The following is an 18,084-nucleotide window of genomic DNA, read 5'->3' as shown; positions in this document are numbered from 1 at the left end:
TTTGTATGAAAGACATGTAGCTTATTTAGCCGCAGTATTGACAAATATACAGGGTTTGACCGAGTTTCTCAAGTACTTGGGGCCGTTATGCCCGATAGACAGCCTGGTGCCCGCATCCCCATTGCAGGTTTCGGATTGAATTTTTCTTGGTCTTTTGGTAGTGTTACCATCATTGTGATGATCAATCGACCGTACCAGTCAGAAAAAGGGGCATGTGTCGGTCTATTTTCACGGAAAAACCCGGCGGTGAGGTGAGACATGGATTTACTGGCATCAGGGGATCTGAAGGGAATACTTGACATCCTGTCCGTTTTGGAAGAATCGGAGAAGGCCATCGCCGAGTTTTACCGGACCTGCGGCGAGATATGGACAGAACGACAGGAATTCTGGTTGGGCATAGAACGGGAAGAAATGAAGCACATAAACAATTTACAAAAGATGAAGGACATCATCGCTAGAAAACCGGATCGTTTCGAAAAGGGACGCCCGTTTAATATCATGGCTGCTCAGACACTCATAAAGGGCATAGAAACCAATACGGCAAAGGTTAAGGCCCCTGAGTTCAGGATGGCAAATGCCCTGTTCATGGCCCGTGATAACGAGCAGTCTTTTATTGAATCCCGGTACAACGAGATAGTCAGGACGCAGGATATTGAATACCTGACCCTGGTGAATGAAATCGTAAAGGACACCGTTATCCACAAAACCACAATCGACAGAGAGATCGGAAGTATCACAAATTAACCAGCGATCACGTGAGCATGGTTTCCTGTCTATCCTCCCTGAACCGATCTCGTTTTATATGAAGCAACCAGGTCGAGGTAATATCTTCCCTCCTCTTCTTTTCCTCTTTTTAGGGCGCCGGCGGCGTATATGCGGCATTTCTTTCCTAGCTCCTTGATCGCCATTTCCGCAAGGTCCGGCCCCAGTGTCCCGGCGTCGAGGATCTTTGCGATGCTCGCTATCCTGAACCGGTCCATGCCCTCATAGGCACGCGAGAGCTGGTCGGGGTGGCCTCCTGCCTTTACGATGAGCGGCTTTTCGATGAAGGTCACGGGATACCGGGCCGTTATCCTGAGCCACATGTCGTAGTCCTCGCACACGGGCAGCGATTCGTCGAAACCTCCCACGGCATCGAAAACGCTTCGGTGGATAACAGCGGACGAAGGACTGATAATACACAACGGCAGGCAGTGTTCGAAAATGCATCCCGAATACTTGCGATGCCTCAGTTTCTGGTTGAGCCTCTCTCCGTTGCGTATCCATATCTCGTCCGTGTACGACAGAAGCGTGCCCATCCGTTCCATCACCCTCATCTGGGTGGAAAGCTTCTTTTTTTTCCAGAGATCATCGACGTCGAGAAAGGCGATATACTCACCCCGTGCCATGTCGAGGCCCGCATTTCTTGCACTGCTGATACCACCGTTCTCCTTCCACAAATAACGCACAGGCAGACCGAGGGTCTCTTCGCCCGAGCCGTCCGTCGAGCCGTCATCGATCACGATCACCTCATTGTCGTCGTAATCCTGGGCCAGGACAGAGGCAAGGGCTTCCTTAAGAAAGTGCCTGCGCTCGAAGGTTGTTATGATGACGGACACCGTGGGCATCGGTCTCTTGGGGCCCCCGTTCATGATTGTTGAGATTTGCTCTCCGTCAGGCCTGACGGGCCTGTTCCAGGCGGACCTTCAAACGGATCTTCTTCGGACCGTCGGTGAGGCTGGTCAGCCAGACAGGCATGACCATTGTGCTCTGGTAATTGCGCTCGAAACCGTTCTCCGAGAGCGAAACAACCTCCACGGGAAAAGTCCAGAGTTCGGCGGGTTCACCAATATCCAGGAAAACCTCGATATTCTGGTAGGGATCATGGAATCTCAGATTCGCTGCCGCCTCGAGAACCCCATTCAGCGTCAACTCATATCTGCCTTTCTCGGTTTCCAGATAGCGGTCCCCTCCACTTCCCAGAAAGGCGAAATTGAACTCGATCCCAAAGAGGAATGGAACATCAACCTTTCCCGTAAGCTCGTAATCAACTGTGAGTTCCGCGGTTCCCTCGCTGACGGTGATCCGCTTTTCGATGGAAAGGGGGGAGGCGCTGCCGCCCTGCCGGAAATGCCCGTCCCGGCGCAGAACAAGTTCGAGCTTTTTCTTTCCCTTCTGCATTTCTGCGGTGTAGGGCTCCATGACAAAATCACCCGGCTCGGCACACTCGCACCGGTAAAACCCCTCCAGCGTAGCGCCGGTGCCCAGGACATGATCCACAAGGGAGGCCCTGCGGTACCAGTCGTAGTGCAGGTAGCGGTCAAGGCCCTCCTCCTTTGCCATTACCATGTCATGGATCGTCTTCGTTCCATCCGCCGAGGACTCCATGAGAGCCTCTTTGATCTTCTCGTGATATCCCTCGTATCGTCTTTTGAGCGTGGCCATAATGTTGACAGAGGAGGGCTTGTAGTCGAGGCCATACAACACCCCGCCCTCCCTCAGGCGAAATGATGCCTCCATCTCGTTATTCCTGATAACGGCCTCGTCATGACCGTCCAGATTGATGTCCTCAACATAACCGTTAACGAAGGGTTTCTTCGGGTCGAGAAGCTTCGCCGCCTCGATGAGATGACGCCAGACCGCTCCCCTCAGGTGCGGCAGGTACAGGCCGCCGAAAACCCCGTGCCAGTAGCTGTCGTTGGCCTGGGCCATGTAGACATGTTTCTTTGCCTCGGGATTGCTCTTCGCGGCCCTTGAAAGGCGAACCATCCTTTTGTGCATATCATTGCTTTCGCTGTATTTTACCAGGAAATGCCGGTAATAGCCGCCTTTGAGAAAATCGCGGTACTGAAGACCGTCCGTGTGAAGCAGTTGCGCGTACTCCCTTGCACGGGTGGCAGGCAGGCACCATTCCTCCATCTCCTTGTAGGATTCACAGGAAAGGTAGATACGGCCTTTGGGCGGAACGGAGTTGATATATTCACCGAACTTTACCGTCTCCAGCCAATCGGCGTTGTCACTGAGGTAGCGAAAGAAGGAGTCGAGCCAGTGCTCCTTCGCATAGACATAATCGAACGTACCCGGCCAGAGCCCGAATTTTTCACCGTCATCGCCGAATATCGCGACATCCGCCCCGGCGGCCATTATACCCTGAAGACTCTCGTGCACCTTTTCTATGCTTTTGAAGGGGATCACGTAACGCAGAGATTCCAGACCGGGAAAGATAAAAAGCTTCTCTCCGCCGGATTCGGTGACGAAGTAACCATACAACTCCTCTTCCCTCAGTCCGATGGACTTGAAATGGTTATCATCGATGATGGTATACTCGATACCCGCCCGTGCCATGATCTGCGGCAGCTGCGGTTCATAGACCCGCTCTGCGAGCCACATGCCCCGCGGCCGCACACCGAAGGTCTCTTCCATCAGGTCACGATGAAGGTCTATCTGGGTAAGAGCATCGTCTTCGGGAAGGAGCGCAAGGATCGGCTCATACATGCCGCCGGAGACGATCTCGATCTGTCCCCTGTCATGAAGGGCCTTGAGCAGGGCGATGTACTCGGGTTTGTGTTCCCTGAGCCATTCGAAAAGAAACCCGGTGAAATGGATATTCACCTTGATGCCGGGAAAATCTTTCAAAGCTGCAAAAAAAGGCATATACGAACGCGTATACGCCTCTTCTAAAATGGAATCCATATTCCCGACTGGTTGATGATTATGAATGCAGATAATCAATTTCATGTGACACCAGTCTTTTATTAAATGGCGGGGTCGACGAGAATTGAACTCGCGGCCTCCGGCGTGACAGGCCGGCGTTATAACCAGGCTTAACTACGACCCCGCGTAAATGGTAGGCGGAACAGGTTTTGAACCTGCGACCCTCGGCTTGTAAGGCCGATGCTCTCCCGCTGAGCTACCCGCCCAATAGCCGTCAATATAACAGCTTCAGCTTGAAATGTCAACCATTCACGCACTCTCCGCCTCTTCTTCGTAAATAAGAATAGGCCTTTCGTGGTTAATGATGACCTCTTCGCTGATGACACATTCTTTAACATTGGACAAGGACGGTATCTCGTACATGACGTCGAGCATCACCTTCTCCATTATGGAGCGCAGCCCACGCGCGCCTGTTTTCTTCTTCATCGCCTCCTTGGCAATGCCGCGCAGGGAACCCTCTGTAAAGGTGAGCTTGACATTCTCGAGATCAAAGAGCTTCTTGTACTGCTTGACAATTGCATTCCTCGGCCTCTTCAGGATCTCAACGAGGTTTTCTTCGGAGAGTTCCTCAAGGGTTGCCGTGATGGGCAAACGGCCGATGAATTCCGGTATGAGCCCGTATTTCAGGAGGTCTTCGGGTTGGATGTCCCGTATGAGCTCCGAATACATCTTGTCCCGGCCGCCCGACACATCGACACCGAAGCCGATGCTCTTCTTCCCTATCCTGCCCGCAATGAGGCCTTCTATGCTATGAAAGGCCCCGCCGCAGATGAAGAGTATATTCGAAGTGTCGACCTTGATGTAGTCCTGCTGGGGATGTTTCCTGCCGCCCTTGGGGGGCACGTTGGCAACGGTCCCTTCAATTATCTTGAGAAGCGCCTGCTGGACGCCCTCGCCCGAGACATCCCGGGTGATCGACGGGCTGTCCGTCTTGCGCGAGATCTTGTCGATCTCGTCGATATAGACGATGCCCCTCTCCGCCCGCTCTACGTTGTAATCGGCGGACTGGAGCAGATAGAGTATGATGTTCTCGACGTCCTCTCCAACGTATCCCGCCTCTGTGAGCGTTGTCGCGTCCGCTATGGTGAAGGGTACGTGAAGGATCTTCGCGAGCGTCTGGGCAAGGAGTGTCTTTCCCGACCCTGTGGGCCCGATGAGGAGGATGTTGCTTTTCTGGATCTCCACATCGTCGAACTGCGTCTTGGATTCGATCCTTTTGTAATGATTATAGACCGCAACCGAAAGGACCTTCTTTGCGTGCTCCTGTCCGATGACGAAATCATCGAGAAGCTTACTTATCTCGTGGGGTTTGGGGATTGCCGTCTTGATATAATCGAAACGTTCCTTTTTCGCCTCTTCCTGAATGATCTCGTTGCAGAGTTCGATGCATTCATCACATATGTAAACCATCGGTCCGGCTATAAGTTTCTTGACCTCGTCCTGACTCTTTCCGCAAAAAGAGCAGTTGAGCTTGATGGTCCTGCCGTTTGTCTTCTTGATCATGTTCTACAACCTCTTCTCAAGGATTTGATCTACTATACCATACTCGATGCCCTGCTGGGCGTCCATGAAATAGTCGCGTTCCGTGTCTCTGGCAACCTTTTCGAGGGGTTGGCCGGTGTGTGCGGCAAGTATGGCGTTGATAGCTTCCCGCATTCTTAAGATCTCCTTCGCCTGGATATCGATGTCGCTCGCCTGCCCCTGCGCCCCGCCGAGCGGCTGGTGGATAAGGATCCGTGAGTGAGGCAGGGCAAAACGCCTGCCTTTCTCCCCCCCCGCCAGGAGCACGGCTCCCATGCTTGCCGCCTGGCCGATACAGGTTGTCACGATGGGTGCCTTTACGTACTGCATCGTGTCGTAAATGGCAAGCCCGCTGGTGATAACGCCGCCGGGACTGTTGATATACAGATATATTTCCTTTGAAGGGTCTTCGGATTCAAGAAAAAGCAACTGGGCAATGATAATGTTCGCTACCATGTCGTCTATGCCGGTGCCGAGAAAGACGATGCGCTCCTTAAGGAGCCGCGAGTAGATATCGTACGCCCGCTCGCCCCGTCCGTCTTTCTCTATGACTATTGGTACAAGGCTCATTCCTTCTCCTTCGGTGCATCCTTTATCACGGCACTTGCAAGCACGAAATCGACCGCCTTCTCTTCAACGATGCTGTCCTTGAGCCCGTCCACAAGCCCGTATTGCTCGTAAATACCCTTGACCTCATTGTATGTTTTATTCGCGTCTTCTGCAATTGTTTTCAGACGATCTTCAACGTCCTTGTCGTCTGCCTCAATGCCTTCCTTACGCCCTATGCCGGAGAGAATGATCTCAACCTTGATCCGCTCTTCGGCCCGTTTTTCAAATTCACCGTGCATCTTCTCGGAAAGGGCCTTCATCTCCTCAGCGGAGAATTTGTCCGTCTGGTAGCGCGACTGTGCTTCCTCGATCATCCCATACACCCGCTTTTCCAGGAACCGTTTCGGAACGGGGATGTCCATGTCCTTGAGGAGCGCGTTCAAAGCCTTCTGGGTCAGTTCGCGCTTGCGAAAACCTTCCTTCTCCTTAAACAGCTCTTCCTTCACGCCCTTATGCATGACCTCGAGATTTTCGAAGCTCATATCCCTGGCAAATTCATCGTTGACCTCGGGAAGCACCTTCCGCTTGATCTCTTTCATGGTGACCTTGAAAAGGATCTTCTGCGAAGCGAGCTCTTTGTCGGGATAATCGTCGGGGAAGGTCACTTCCGCGTCCCTCTCCTCGTTCTGCTTCATGCCGATGACGGCATTTTCGAAGTCGGGCATCAGCATTCCGTTTCCGAGTTCCAGGGGATAACTGTCGGCGGCGATCTGCTTCAAGGCCTCGCCATCGCGGTAGCCCTGGTATTTGATGACGATAAAATCGCCCTTCTCAGCCGCGGCTTCTCCTTCCTTCGCCTCGAAACTGGCATGAAAGTTGCGCATGCTCTCGATGCGCTGTTCCACATCCGCATCGGAGATGACAATGGGCTCCGCCTCGATCTCTATGCCTTTGTACTGGGGCAGTTCGATCTCCGGGAGGATCTCGCATTCAAGGGTATAACCCTGTTTGTCGCCTTCCAGGAAATCGGCCATGGGCTCCATGACGGGCTCCACATTGGCTTCTTTCAATGCCTCGAACATGGTGTTCTGGAGCATCCTTTTCCTTGTTTCCTCTTCAATATAGTCCTTGTAATACTGGGTGATAACGGGTCTCGGGACCTTTCCCTGCCTGAACCCCTTGATCTTGGCGTTCTTTCTTATCTCATCATAGATCGATTCCCTTATCCCGGAAACCGTTTCCTCGGGAAGAAGAACTTCCACTTTTTTTCTCACTCTGTCGAGCGCTTCAACCTGAACTTTCATAAGACCTCCGACATGAAAAAGGGACTCTAAGTCCCTTGAAAACTGCCCTATTATAAACTGAAATTTCACAAATTAGCAATAAAAAGGCTGGTTATAGGGTGATGGCCAGCAGGCGAGAGGCAAGAACCTGGCGGGCCATACGAGACCCGCAGGGCCTGCAGAAGCAATTCCCGTGCTTCTATTCTGCCTCTTGCGCATCTGCCGGGATGGCCTGACAAATGAGGCGCTGGGGATCCACTTCCTCGCGCAGTATCTGAAGCTCTCCCACGGTGGGGGCGGCGGCCTCCACGGCCATCGAAGTGTCTATGGGAAAACCGGTGTTCTCCACGATCTTTTCTATGGTGACTCCCGGGAAATACTCGGTGAGATACATCTCCTTCGTTTCCTCGTGGAACTTCAGGACGCCGAGATTGGTAACAACAGCCAGTGCTCCTCCGCGCCTGAGACCGAGCTTCTTTCTCGAATCCCCTCCCTTATACCAGCCCACGCTGGTGAGATAGTCGAGCTTCTGGACGAATCTCCTTTTCTCATGCTGCATGAAGGTGATCACCCCCGATGCAAAGGTTGCGGCATCACAGGCGCCGCCGCTTCCGGAAAAACGGGTCTTCGGTTTGAAGTAGTCGCCTATGGACGTTGTGTTAAGGTTCCCGTAGCGGTCTATCTGGGCCGCGCCGAGAAAGGCTATGGTATGGAGCCTGCGGTGGCCCACGATGGAAAAGGCCTCAATGAGACCTGAATTGAGGGACGTGCCGCTCATGGCCCTCAAGTCGGCAACGGCCATGGGTATCTCATCCAGAGAGGGATCGATACCGCCAGTCTCAAAGAATATGACCGCCATGGGTGCGAAAATTCTCTTTGCAGCCGTGGCCGCCAGTATGGAAACACCTGTGCCCGCAAATACGATATCGCCGTTCTTTATGAAACGTCCCGCCGCCAGGGCCATCATTTCATTGTCGCTGTACTGGATCATGAGGTGACCTCCTTATTTCCTGTCGAGTCCCGGCGCGTAACCGATCACCGGATTCGCCTTGATCTTAAGGATCATCTCCATCCCCACCTTCATGAGATAATCCTCCCAGGAGTTGACGCCATAGACCCATTCATCGAGGTACTCCCTGAACAGGTTGTCGTCCCCGGCCATCCTGCGGTAGAGGTTAAGGTGTTTCGGGTCGTAATCGTAGAAATTGAAGCAGGCCGTCGGATGGGCACCGTAGGGGACCTTCACGATGGCATCTATAAAAAAGGGCGGCAACGAATTCTGGTCGGGGTCCATGCGTATGAAGGACCGCGGCACGATCTCTTCGCAGGTAACGATGACGGCGTCCGCGGCCTTGGCCTGCTCGATATCGGCAAATGTCAGGCCCTTGATACGGACGGTGCCGTCGTCCCCAACATACTGGGCATGGAGTATGGTCACGTCAGGGGTGAGTGCCGGCAGGAGAACCACTTCGTCCTCTTCTTCACTGAAGGGGTCGCGCATCTTCGAATACTTCTTGTTTGCGACCTTCTCCTCCCTCCTGATCTCGGGTGAAAAGCCTTCGTAGTTCATGAGGTCCGAACCGAGCCCTGATTTTGTGGGAATAAAGGGAATGCCGAGGGCCCCCGCGAGGAACCTCAGTGACATTTGATAGTTCGAGTAATCCTCGAACTGGATATCCGAACGCTGGACGGCCTTCTTGAACCTGACGCACGTCGGAGCGTAGCGTCCGTTGCCCCCGTAAGCGATCTCCAGTCTCTTTACACATCCCGCGCCTATGAGCACATCAAGGGCCTGCCCGTGAGAGTGGCAAACGAGATGAATGTCCTTTATCCTCTGGCGTACGATCTCGTAGGCAACCGCCATAGGGTTACGGGTTATGGTGAACCCCCCTATCGCGAGCTGGCAGCCATCCCCCACGAACCGTGCAACAGCCTCATTGAGACCCATCAGCCTGTCAGCGATCTGTGGATACCTGTTCATTCGTTCTCTCCTTTACGAATATTCGGCTCAAGATCATCTTTGATTCGGTGGATCAATATTCAGTTTTATATCGAATAGGTGCTGTGAACAACTCGCTAAGTGATTATAGCATATAACCTCGGGTAGACAAATCCCGAATTGCCGCAATAACGAAACTTTTTGCGACAGAAGACCGTTCCCTATTGCAGCGACAGCAGATAGGACCGGAGGTTCACTTTTGCCTTGCCGAGGCCCAGCTTGTTTCTGATGTGATGACGGTGCAGTCCGATGGCGCTTCGTGTCACTTTCATGATATCGGCGATCTGTTTCGTCGTCTTTCCCTCACGGATAAGCGTGGCTACCTGGATCTCCTTTGGCGTAAAGTGATATTGCTTGGAGGTTATCTTCTGGAGGAACGACGAAAACACGTTCTTTATGGTCGTCTCGATGATCTCGAGATAGGTCAGCTGTTCAATGTTGAGCTCTGTCACCTTAAGCTTCTCGACATAAGGAAGCACAAGCTCCTTCACGTTCGACTTGATCCGGTCTTCAAGGATCCTCTTGTCGTCTTCTCCGCGGGCAAGCAATGTCGTCAGGGCCTCATTCTTCTCCTCGAGACCGTGGATCTTCATCGCTGTCTCTTTGTCCATTTTTTTCGTTCCTGTTGCTCTGGGGGATTCGCTTGATTCTGTAGATTTCATGATGCTCACCTCTCGTGATGCATTAACAGGATGAAAGCCGAGGTCATGTTACGGCTATTCTCAAAGTCCTTATATAAATACAAGGTACGATACTTTGTCAAGAAAATCTTATTAAAAAACCGATAATCGAGTGAATCTCCCTCGTTACCGCATTTCACCGATGTCGACGTTAATCCTGGCGGCGATGATGACCCTTCCCGCCTGTAAAAAGCAGGGGATTTTATGGTATCATAGCTCGTCCCTTGAGGGGTGCCGGCACCATGATGATACGGGAAATAGTCACGAAGAATGCGCTCGCGAAAACGGGCATATCAGGGTACGATCGTTGTCTGAACCCTTATATCGGTTGCGGACACGGGTGCAAGTATTGTTATGCGACCTTCATGAAAAGATTTACCGGGCATCTCGAGCCGTGGGGCGATTTTGTCGACGTGAAGATCAATGTCGCCGATGCACTGCGCCGGCAACTGAGGCGCATCAAAGAAGGCACCCTTATTATAGGCACCGTGACAGACCCCTACCAGCCGCTGGAAGAAAAGTATTGCGTTACCCGGGACTGCCTGTCGGCCCTCGTCTCGTCGTCCCTGAAGGTGCACATACTGTCCCGCTCCCCGCTTGTCGTAAGGGACATCGACATCCTCAAACAACTGCCTGGCGTAGAGGTCGGTCTTTCGATAACAACAAACAACGAGGACGTGAAGAGGGTCTTCGAACCCCGGGCACCTTCCATCGTCGCCCGCGTCAATGCCCTGAAGGCCCTTCACGATGCGGGGCTCAAGACATACGTATTCGTTGGGCCCATGCTTCCCATGGAACCGGCGGTTCTCGCCGAGATGATCGGCGATGTCGCCGACGAGGTCCTCATCGACAGGTTGAACTATGCCGGCAAGGTCGCCGGCCTTCTTCGCTCCTCGGGGTTTGCCCCGCAGATGACGATGCCGCACTCACGGGCCGTTGCCCGGGTACTTCATGACATCCTGACGGAAAAGGGCGTCCCCGTTTCGATCCTCTTCTCGTGAGATCTCAGCATGCGCCCGTCTCTCGCCGGCACGCGCCTCCCCGGTGGACATTTGAAGGCTATTTCAGTGAAAGAAGATAGGAAGGGAACCCTGAAACCCTGGAACAGCCCCTAGGATTGCCTGTTGCGGTAATCCCCGTAGCGGAATCGTTTTACGATCTCTACCCCGCCGCCCTTTCTCAGGACCGATATGTCGGGAAGACCGATGCCATTGAAGGTGGTGCTTTTTACGATGCTGTAGAGGGCCATGTCGGTAAGAACGAGCCTTGTCCCGCGCTCGAGGGGCCCATCAAAGGAGTAGTCCCCGATAACATCCCCCGCCAGGCAGCTTGGCCCGGCCAGACGGTACGTATGCCTCTTCGCTCCCCCTTCGGCGGAGCCCATCACGTGCGGTCTGTAAGGCATAAGAAGAACATCGGGCATGTGCGTTTCGGCGGATGTGTCGAGTATGGCGATCTCCATCTCATTCCTTACGACATCGACAACGGCGGAGACAAGAACTCCGGCATGGTAGACGCTGGCTTCGCCGGGCTCAAGATAGACCTGCACCCCGTATTTACTCTTGAAATTGTCAATGAGGTCTATCAGGCGTTCGAGGTCGTAGTCATCCCGCGTTATGTGATGGCCCCCACCGAAATTCACCCATTTCAGACCCCTCAGGTACGGTGCGTAGAGCCTCTCGAAGGACCTCAGGACCCTCTGAAGGACATCCGAATTCTGCTCACACATCGCGTGAAAATGCAGCCCCCTCACACATCCCGCAAAACCGGGGAAGTCGCGTTCGAACTCGTCGTGGACTATTCCCAACCTCGAGCAGGGGGCACAGGGATTGTACATCAAGGACTCCACCTCGGCGTGTCCGGGGTTGACCCGAAGACCCACTTCGCGTCCAAGGCGACGCGCCATGGCGCCGTACCTGCCGAGCTGATGAAAGGAATTGAAAATGACGAAATCTGAATACCTGAGCACGGCCCGAATGTCCTTTTCGCCATAGGCCGCACCGAAGGTATGGACCTCCTTCCCGAACTCTTCCCGCCCCAGCCTCGCCTCGTTGGCGCCGCTTGCACACACCCCATCAAGATACGGGGTCATCACCCCGAAGGTGGCAAAGGACGCATATGCCTTCAAGGCGTGGAGTATCCGGCAGCCCGTCCTGTCCTTCACATACCTCAGGACGCGCATGTTCTCCTCGACAAGGCTCTCATCAATGAGGTATGCCGGGGTGCGGGCAACGCCGGCTGCAACACCTGGGATCCTTTCCTCCGCCTCCCGGAACACCCTCTTCCGGGACTTCCTGATGAGATGTGTCAGTGTCTTCAACCCCGCCTTATCGAGGGACTTGAGGATCTTCCGCCTATCACCGTCATTCAGGGCATGGTACATCGGGGCGGCACGGGTATCCCTTGCAGCCACGGTCCGCAGGGTTTCGTCGATCTTCAGTTCAGCGCCCATATGTGCATCATGGCCCTTCCGGCAATGGAGCGTGCTCGACAACCTGCCAGGGAAGGCCGTATGTGCCGAGGGCCTCCATGAACGGGTCGGGGTCGAACTGTTCCATATTGAACACACCTGTCCCCTGCCAGGCCCCGGTGAGTACCATCATCGCCCCGATCATTGCGGGTACGCCCGTTGTGTAGGCGATCGCCTGCGTACCTGTCTCCCTGAATGCCTCTTCATGATCGCACACGTTGTAGATGTACCGGGTGATGGCCTCTCCGCCCTTGATACCCGTCATGACATTGCCGATGACGGTCTTTCCCGTGTATTTCGTTCCCAGGGAGACCGGTTCGGGAAGAAGGGCCTTGAGGAATCTTATGGGAACGACCGCCTGCCCCTCGTAATCAACCTCGTCTATTCTCGTCATGCCCACATTCCTCAAGACCTTGAGGTGGGTCAGGTAGTTCTCGGAAAAAGTCATCCAGAATCTGGCCTTCTTCAGTCCTTTCACGTTACGGACGAGAGATTCCAGCTCCTCATGATAAAGGAGATAGCTCTCCTTCACTCCCGCTACGGGATAGTCGAAACTGAAATGAACGCCGTCCTCATCTATTATTGCGGGCGTTTCAATCCATTCTCCCTCTCTCCAGTGACGCACCACCTGCGTTACCTCGCGGATGTTGATCTCGGGATTGAAGTTCGTGGCGAACACGTGGCCGTGGGTCCCGGCATTGCAGTCGAGTATGTCCAGGTAATGTATCTCGTCGAAAAGATGCTTCCCGGCGTAAGCGGTAAAGACATTCGTCACTCCGGGATCGAACCCTGAACCGAGAAGGGCCATGATCCCTTTCTGCCGGAACCGGTCATGATATGCCCATTGCCAGCTGTACTCGAAATGCGCCTCGTCGAGGGGTTCATAATTGGCCGTGTCTATGTAATGTACCCCGGCCTCAAGACAGGCATCCATGATGTGCAGGTCCTGGTAAGGCAGGGCCAGGTTGAGAACAGCATCCGGCCTGAACGACCCTATGAGGGTGACGAGTTCCCGGACATTGTCGGCATCCACGCGGGCCGTCCGGATATCCCTGCCGTATCTCTTCCTGATGTCGTCCCTTATGGCATCGCATTTGGAGAGGGTTCTGCTGGCGACAAGGATCTCCTGAAAGACCCCGGGAAGCTGCGCGCATTTGTGGGCAGCTACCGTGGCAACGCCTCCCGCCCCTATTATCATGATCCTTCCGTGGTTGTTCGTATTCATAGGTCACTCTCCCGAAAAACGAATTAAATGCGGCTTATTTGGTGGGGGAATTCAAGAGCATGACGATCTCCCTGGCGACCTTGGAGGCGCAGATGGAAGAGACAAAGCTGGTGTCATAATCGGGCGCGAGTTCCACCACATCAGCGCCTATGATGTCCATTCCCCTGAGAACATGCAGATAATCCATAACTTCTTTGAACATGAGCCCTCCAGGCTCCGGAGTGGTAACACCGGGCACCAGGGAGGGGTCGAAAACGTCCATATCGAAGCTCACGTAGACCGGCGTTCTCCTGTCGAGACGCTGCTCCAGCATCGCCAGCGATGTCACGGCGGAGAGTTCCTTGAACTCCTGCCTCGTCCCCGACCGTATGCCTATCTGATGCATCTGCGTTACACCGAGTTCCCTGACGAGGTTCATTACCGTGGCATGCGAGAGCCTTTCGCCCTCATATTCGTCCCTGAGGTCGCAGTGGGCATCGAAATGGACGAGCTGAAACAGGGGAAAGGACTTCTTCATGGCCTTCAGAATGGGATACGTCACAAGGTGCTCTCCGCCGAAAAGCAAGGGTCTGCAGCCACTTGCCGCCATCCGTGCCACGGCTTCCTCGATGATGTCAAGGGATTCCAGGAGGTTTCCCGGGGGAAGCTCAAGGTCGCCTGCATCGGCAAAATCGATCTCGCTGAGATCCAGGTCAAGGTAGGGACTGTACGTCTCCAGGGTCCATGACGCCCTTCTCAGGCTCTCGGGGCCGAATTTGGACCCGTTCCGAAAAGACGACGTGATATCCAGCGGACAGCCGAGCAATGTAATGCCTGATGGCCCTTCGTTGGGTCTGGAACACATATACTGGTTGTGAAAAACACCTTTCATCAAAATAGCCTCTGGGAGTTTTCGGTTACACGAATGCTGCTGTTGTCGACGTCCCGATTAGAGGATGACCTTGCTAGTCCCACAGTACCACACCGGCGAAAACCGCGCCGATGGCAACGACCTTATGCGTGGCCGATATGGCCATTATCTCTTTGATCGGCCGCTTGCGGACTTCCATCCCCTTCTCGGCCATCTTCTTGACCTGCTCCACTACGACCCGTTCTTCGGCCCTGGCCGAATACTCCATGATAAGGCCTGCAAGGTTCGGGTCTTCCGGTATTCCTATCGCCACGGCGGCTGAAATGACTTCTCCCGGAACGTCGCTCGTAAGGGAGGCATAGGCGACGGGCACGAGAGCCCCCTGGGGGAGAGCGGCCGGGCGAGGCTTCATCTCCTCGCAGCGGGGAGGCAGGATACTACTCATTCTCACCAGGTTCGTATCGCCCACACCCGAGGCCAGAAGGGCCCCGTCAAATGCGTTCAGCAACGAAAAACCGTTGGACGAACCACTGACAAGAAAAAACTTCGCAGGCGTTTTGACAATCAATTCAACCACCTCCCAAATGGATTAAGCCCCGGCAGTTCATGGGTTCCTCATTTGCCGGCCAACCTCGGCCGTTCTATAACAGAATGGGCGAAATAAACCTCGCCCTCGTCTTATTCTCTCTCGATGACCTCTCTTCCCTTATTGGCATCCCCACGGGGGATATCTAAAAATTAGGGGGAGAAGATACCCACAACAAGACTGCCATTGCTCTTCGTCTGTTTATAATGTAATGCTTCCTGGTCGCCTTATAATAGAAGCACTCGCCTTTCTTCAATTTCTGCGGTTTTCCACCCAGCACGAGGTCAACACTGCCGGAAAGGACAAACCCGAACTCCTCACCCTCATGGGGTTCCTCCTCCGGAGTCTTCTCGCCCATGCCAAGCTCGAGAAGCGCCGGATCCAGGAGCCGGTTCTGCGCCGCCGGTACAAGTATCTGAAAACCCTTTACGCCATTGATCTCAAGATCAACCCTGTCTTTGAGCTTAAAAACGATCTTTTCATCGAAAGCGCCGTTAAAAAAATTCGAGGGCTTTTCATCGAGAGCATCCAGTATGCCGATCAGGCTCTCGACGGATAGAGATGTAAGGTTCCGCTCTATCTGGGAGATAAAACCCTTCGTCAACCCCGCCCGGGTCGCCAATTCCTCCTGGGTGAGATTCTTGGCCTGTCTCAGAACCTTGATCCTCTCCCCAATGCTCACTTCGCCCGATTTAGCCATAACAGTATACGCCCACTAAAAGTTTACAGTAGTAAACTAAATTATTATTTTTCTTGTCAAGGTAATTTTTATTTAACTTTCAGGTTCACTATGCTAAACTGTGCATACTAGGCATATTATGCAAGGAAAACAGGCCCTTAGAGCATTTTTTCGGGAAGAGGATATTTCTCATATCTTCCAATTACCCGGTTTACATACACTTGCCCTCAATGCGGAGCTTTTTTGCGATGAAAACATCAAAACGATAACTGCGCGTCATGAAACAAATCTTGCTTTCATGGCCGACGGGTATGCCAGGGTCTCGGGCAAACCGGCCGTTATTGTCATAACACCCGGGCCCGGCCTCGGCAATATTGTGTCGGGCTGCATGGAAGCTTATTCCGACGATGTTCCGCTTTTCATCATCCATATCGACACGGACAGAAAGGATATCGGAAAAGGCATCCTTCACGAACTGAAGGCGCCGGAGGACATATTCAGGCACTTCATCAAGGCCTCCTTCAGAGTCGATGGGCCCCCGGCCCTCAGGTCATCACTGGAAGACGCCCTGAGAACCTGCTCAACGGGTCGCAAGGGGCCCGTTCTCGTGTCTATCCCCTTCGGTCTTCTCGATAAAGAGATCCCCGCATCAGACCGAAAAACCCAACCGCCCCCGGGAGAGCCTGCGGATTCCGGCAGGACACAAGCCTTTGTCGCGGGCCTGGAGCGTATCCTTGAAGGCAAGCGCAGGCCTGTCCTTTTGGGCGGCAAGGCGCTCATGAATCCTCGGGCAGGAGGTCTTGTGGATGAGATCTGCGGTCGGGGGATACCTTTTTTGACCTCAACGGGAGGAAAGGGGATAACAAGCGACCGAAACCCCTTCTCCTTCGGGAATATGATGGCAAAGGGCGTCTCCCGCGATATCCTCGCATCGGCAGACGTTGTCATCGCCGCCGGCACAAGGCTGCGGGACGTGGACGCAAAGCGCAGGGGCGTCAAGATCGATGAACTGGTGCATATCGATGTCGATGACCGGTGGATCGGAAGGAACTACCCCACCGTGCTTCATTGCGCGGGAGACGTCGACGGGGCGCTGGAAGGGTTCGCCCGGATCGTCCGGGAGAAAACGTTTTCCTGGGACATCGCGGGCCTGAGGAAGAGACGGGATTCGGAAATGGGCGAACTGAGCACATCGCCAGGCGGCTATGCCCTTATCGAACTGTTGCGCAATGCCGTGCCCGAAGATGCCATAATCGCCTGCGACCTCAATATGCCTTCCTACTGGGCGGAGTATTATCTGCCCGTTTACTTCCAGCGAAGCTTCATTATGCCCAGGGGAATATCACCCATATTTTATTCCCTCGCGGCGGCCCTGGGAGCAAAGACTGCCCGACCCGACCTTCCCTGCCTGGCCCTGTGCGGCGACGGGGGCGGGCTTCCGCAGATGGCCGAGCTGGCGACCATCATGAAATACACCATACCCATCACCATTTTCGTCCATAACAACAACAGCTATTCCATCCTTGAGGATGCAATGCAGAGCCGGCATCACATCAGCGGCTCCATGGAACTCTACAACCCCGACTTCGTGAAACTCGCCCGTGCCTTCGGCATCAAGGCCAGGAGAACGCGCACCCTCCGGGGCCTCAGGGAGATCTTTTCCCGCGATGTGCACTGGGACGAGCCCTTTCTCGTCGAATTTACCGACAATGTCTCATCCCCGCCATGGAATCAATAGACACCATCGCGCCGACTATTTTGTTTCATGCCTCCACAGGGGGCTGCCCGCATATGGGACACAGGGGGTTCCTCTCCACAAGGATGTTCTGGAACGTCATGCTCATGCCGGAAAAGTACAGAAGTGTACCTGCAAGCGACGGGCGGTCTCCCAGAAGGATCTTGATGGCCTCCAGCGCCTGTATCGACCCTATGAGGGCCGGCACGGGACCCACCACCCCTTTTGCCTTTTCCTCCTCGGAAATATGGGAAAACAGGCACTCAAAGCAGGGGGTTTCGCCGGAGATAAAGGTGGATGCCATTCCCGAAAAGGCCTCCACGCCCCCGTATATGAGGGGTATCCGGCTTCGGACGGTCGCAAGGTTGAGGATCCTTCGCGTCCTTATGTTGTCGAGCGCATCGATGATCACCTGACAATCACCGATCACCTCAAAGATGTTGCCCTCATTGATGTCCGCTTGCAGCGCCTCCACCCGGCAATTGGGATTAAGCCTCTCCAGTTTGTCGAGGGCAGAGAGGACCTTCGGCTCTCCCAGATCCCCGGTAAAGTGGAGTATCTGCCTGTTCAGGTTCGAGAGCTCCACCCTGTCGCGGTCGACGAGCCTGATGCATCCCACGCCGGCAGCGGCAAGGTAATATGCCGAAACGGACCCCAACCCCCCCGCACCGGCGATGCACACCTTTGACTTCTTGAGACGTTCCTGCCCCTCGAGCCCGATGGCGGGGATCATCATCTGCCGGGAATAGCGCTGGATCTCCTCGGCCGAAAAATGAATGGCCTGCCCGTCCCTTTTCTTTCCCTCCGTCATTCC

General features: G+C 54.2%; 17 protein-coding genes and 2 tRNA genes. 3 read left to right on the top strand and 16 right to left on the bottom strand.

Features of this window, described 5'->3' with window-relative positions:
• Positions 1-258: 258 nt before the first annotated feature.
• Entirely contained in the window at positions 259-744 is a 486-nt protein-coding gene (locus tag PHC90_03265; protein ID MDD3845360.1) for a hypothetical protein, read from the top strand.
• 29 nt (positions 745-773) lie between these two features.
• On the opposite strand, the gene PHC90_03260 is transcribed toward PHC90_03265, so the two are convergent.
• The 10 genes from PHC90_03260 to PHC90_03215 form a co-directional block, all read right to left on the bottom strand.
• Complete coding sequence (locus PHC90_03260) at positions 774-1,631, bottom strand: glycosyltransferase family A protein (protein MDD3845359.1); 858 nt, start codon at positions 1,629-1,631, stop codon at positions 774-776.
• A 22-nt stretch (positions 1,632-1,653) separates the two neighbouring features.
• A complete protein-coding gene (locus tag PHC90_03255; GenBank protein ID MDD3845358.1) occupies positions 1,654-3,672 on the bottom strand; it encodes a DUF1926 domain-containing protein in 2,019 nt (672 codons plus the stop codon).
• 67 nt (positions 3,673-3,739) lie between these two features.
• Positions 3,740-3,817: transfer RNA gene (locus PHC90_03250), tRNA-Asp, on the bottom strand.
• A gap of 7 nt (positions 3,818-3,824) precedes the next feature.
• A tRNA-Val gene (locus PHC90_03245) sits at positions 3,825-3,899 on the bottom strand.
• 43 nt (positions 3,900-3,942) lie between these two features.
• On the bottom strand, positions 3,943-5,196 hold the full coding sequence (clpX, locus tag PHC90_03240) for an ATP-dependent Clp protease ATP-binding subunit ClpX (protein ID MDD3845357.1): 1,254 nt from the start codon (positions 5,194-5,196) through the stop codon (positions 3,943-3,945).
• Positions 5,197-5,199: 3 nt separating this feature from the next.
• Positions 5,200-5,784 (bottom strand): ATP-dependent Clp endopeptidase proteolytic subunit ClpP, encoded by a 585-nt coding sequence (gene clpP / locus PHC90_03235; GenBank protein ID MDD3845356.1) that lies wholly within the window; start codon positions 5,782-5,784, stop codon positions 5,200-5,202.
• Positions 5,781-7,067, bottom strand: coding sequence for a trigger factor (gene tig, locus PHC90_03230; protein ID MDD3845355.1), 1,287 nt, complete (start codon positions 7,065-7,067; stop codon positions 5,781-5,783). Before tig ends, clpP begins: the two co-directional genes overlap by 4 nt.
• A 178-nt stretch (positions 7,068-7,245) precedes the next feature.
• Complete coding sequence (locus PHC90_03225) at positions 7,246-8,037, bottom strand: CoA-transferase subunit beta (protein MDD3845354.1); 792 nt, start codon at positions 8,035-8,037, stop codon at positions 7,246-7,248.
• 12 nt (positions 8,038-8,049) lie between these two features.
• Positions 8,050-9,027, bottom strand: coding sequence for a hypothetical protein (locus PHC90_03220; protein ID MDD3845353.1), 978 nt, complete (start codon positions 9,025-9,027; stop codon positions 8,050-8,052).
• 179 nt (positions 9,028-9,206) lie between these two features.
• Positions 9,207-9,707: a helix-turn-helix transcriptional regulator gene (locus PHC90_03215; GenBank protein MDD3845352.1), complete on the bottom strand. Its 501-nt coding sequence runs from the start codon at positions 9,705-9,707 to the stop codon at positions 9,207-9,209.
• A gap of 260 nt (positions 9,708-9,967) precedes the next feature.
• Between PHC90_03215 and PHC90_03210 the strand changes: the two genes are divergently transcribed.
• On the top strand, positions 9,968-10,726 hold the full coding sequence (locus tag PHC90_03210) for a radical SAM protein (protein MDD3845351.1): 759 nt from the start codon (positions 9,968-9,970) through the stop codon (positions 10,724-10,726).
• A 110-nt stretch (positions 10,727-10,836) separates the two neighbouring features.
• Here the strand turns inward: PHC90_03210 and nspC are convergent, their stop codons facing one another.
• The 5 genes from nspC to PHC90_03185 all read right to left on the bottom strand — a co-directional run bounded on the left by nspC (position 10,837) and on the right by PHC90_03185 (position 15,556).
• Positions 10,837-12,177, bottom strand: coding sequence for a carboxynorspermidine decarboxylase (gene nspC / locus PHC90_03205; GenBank protein ID MDD3845350.1), 1,341 nt, complete (start codon positions 12,175-12,177; stop codon positions 10,837-10,839).
• A 7-nt stretch (positions 12,178-12,184) separates the two neighbouring features.
• A complete protein-coding gene (locus tag PHC90_03200; protein ID MDD3845349.1) occupies positions 12,185-13,420 on the bottom strand; it encodes a saccharopine dehydrogenase family protein in 1,236 nt (411 codons plus the stop codon).
• 34 nt (positions 13,421-13,454) lie between these two features.
• Positions 13,455-14,291: an agmatinase gene (gene speB / locus PHC90_03195; GenBank protein ID MDD3845348.1), complete on the bottom strand. Its 837-nt coding sequence runs from the start codon at positions 14,289-14,291 to the stop codon at positions 13,455-13,457.
• Positions 14,292-14,364: 73 nt separating this feature from the next.
• Entirely contained in the window at positions 14,365-14,838 is a 474-nt protein-coding gene (locus PHC90_03190) for an arginine decarboxylase, pyruvoyl-dependent (protein ID MDD3845347.1), read from the bottom strand.
• A gap of 163 nt (positions 14,839-15,001) precedes the next feature.
• Positions 15,002-15,556 carry an XRE family transcriptional regulator gene (locus PHC90_03185; protein MDD3845346.1) on the bottom strand — a complete coding sequence of 185 codons (555 nt, stop codon included), beginning with the start codon at positions 15,554-15,556 and terminating at the stop codon, positions 15,002-15,004.
• Between the two features lie 118 nt (positions 15,557-15,674).
• Between PHC90_03185 and PHC90_03180 the strand changes: the two genes are divergently transcribed.
• Positions 15,675-17,273 (top strand): thiamine pyrophosphate-binding protein, encoded by a 1,599-nt coding sequence (locus PHC90_03180; GenBank protein ID MDD3845345.1) that lies wholly within the window; start codon positions 15,675-15,677, stop codon positions 17,271-17,273.
• A gap of 25 nt (positions 17,274-17,298) precedes the next feature.
• Here the strand turns inward: PHC90_03180 and PHC90_03175 are convergent, their stop codons facing one another.
• Entirely contained in the window at positions 17,299-18,081 is a 783-nt protein-coding gene (locus PHC90_03175) for a HesA/MoeB/ThiF family protein (GenBank protein ID MDD3845344.1), read from the bottom strand.
• Between the last annotated feature and the right edge of the window lie 3 nt (positions 18,082-18,084).

Source organism: Syntrophorhabdaceae bacterium, assembly GCA_028698615.1.
Classification (GTDB): Bacteria; Desulfobacterota; Syntrophorhabdia; order Syntrophorhabdales; family Syntrophorhabdaceae; genus Delta-02.
This window is presented reverse-complemented; position numbering and strand designations above follow the sequence as displayed.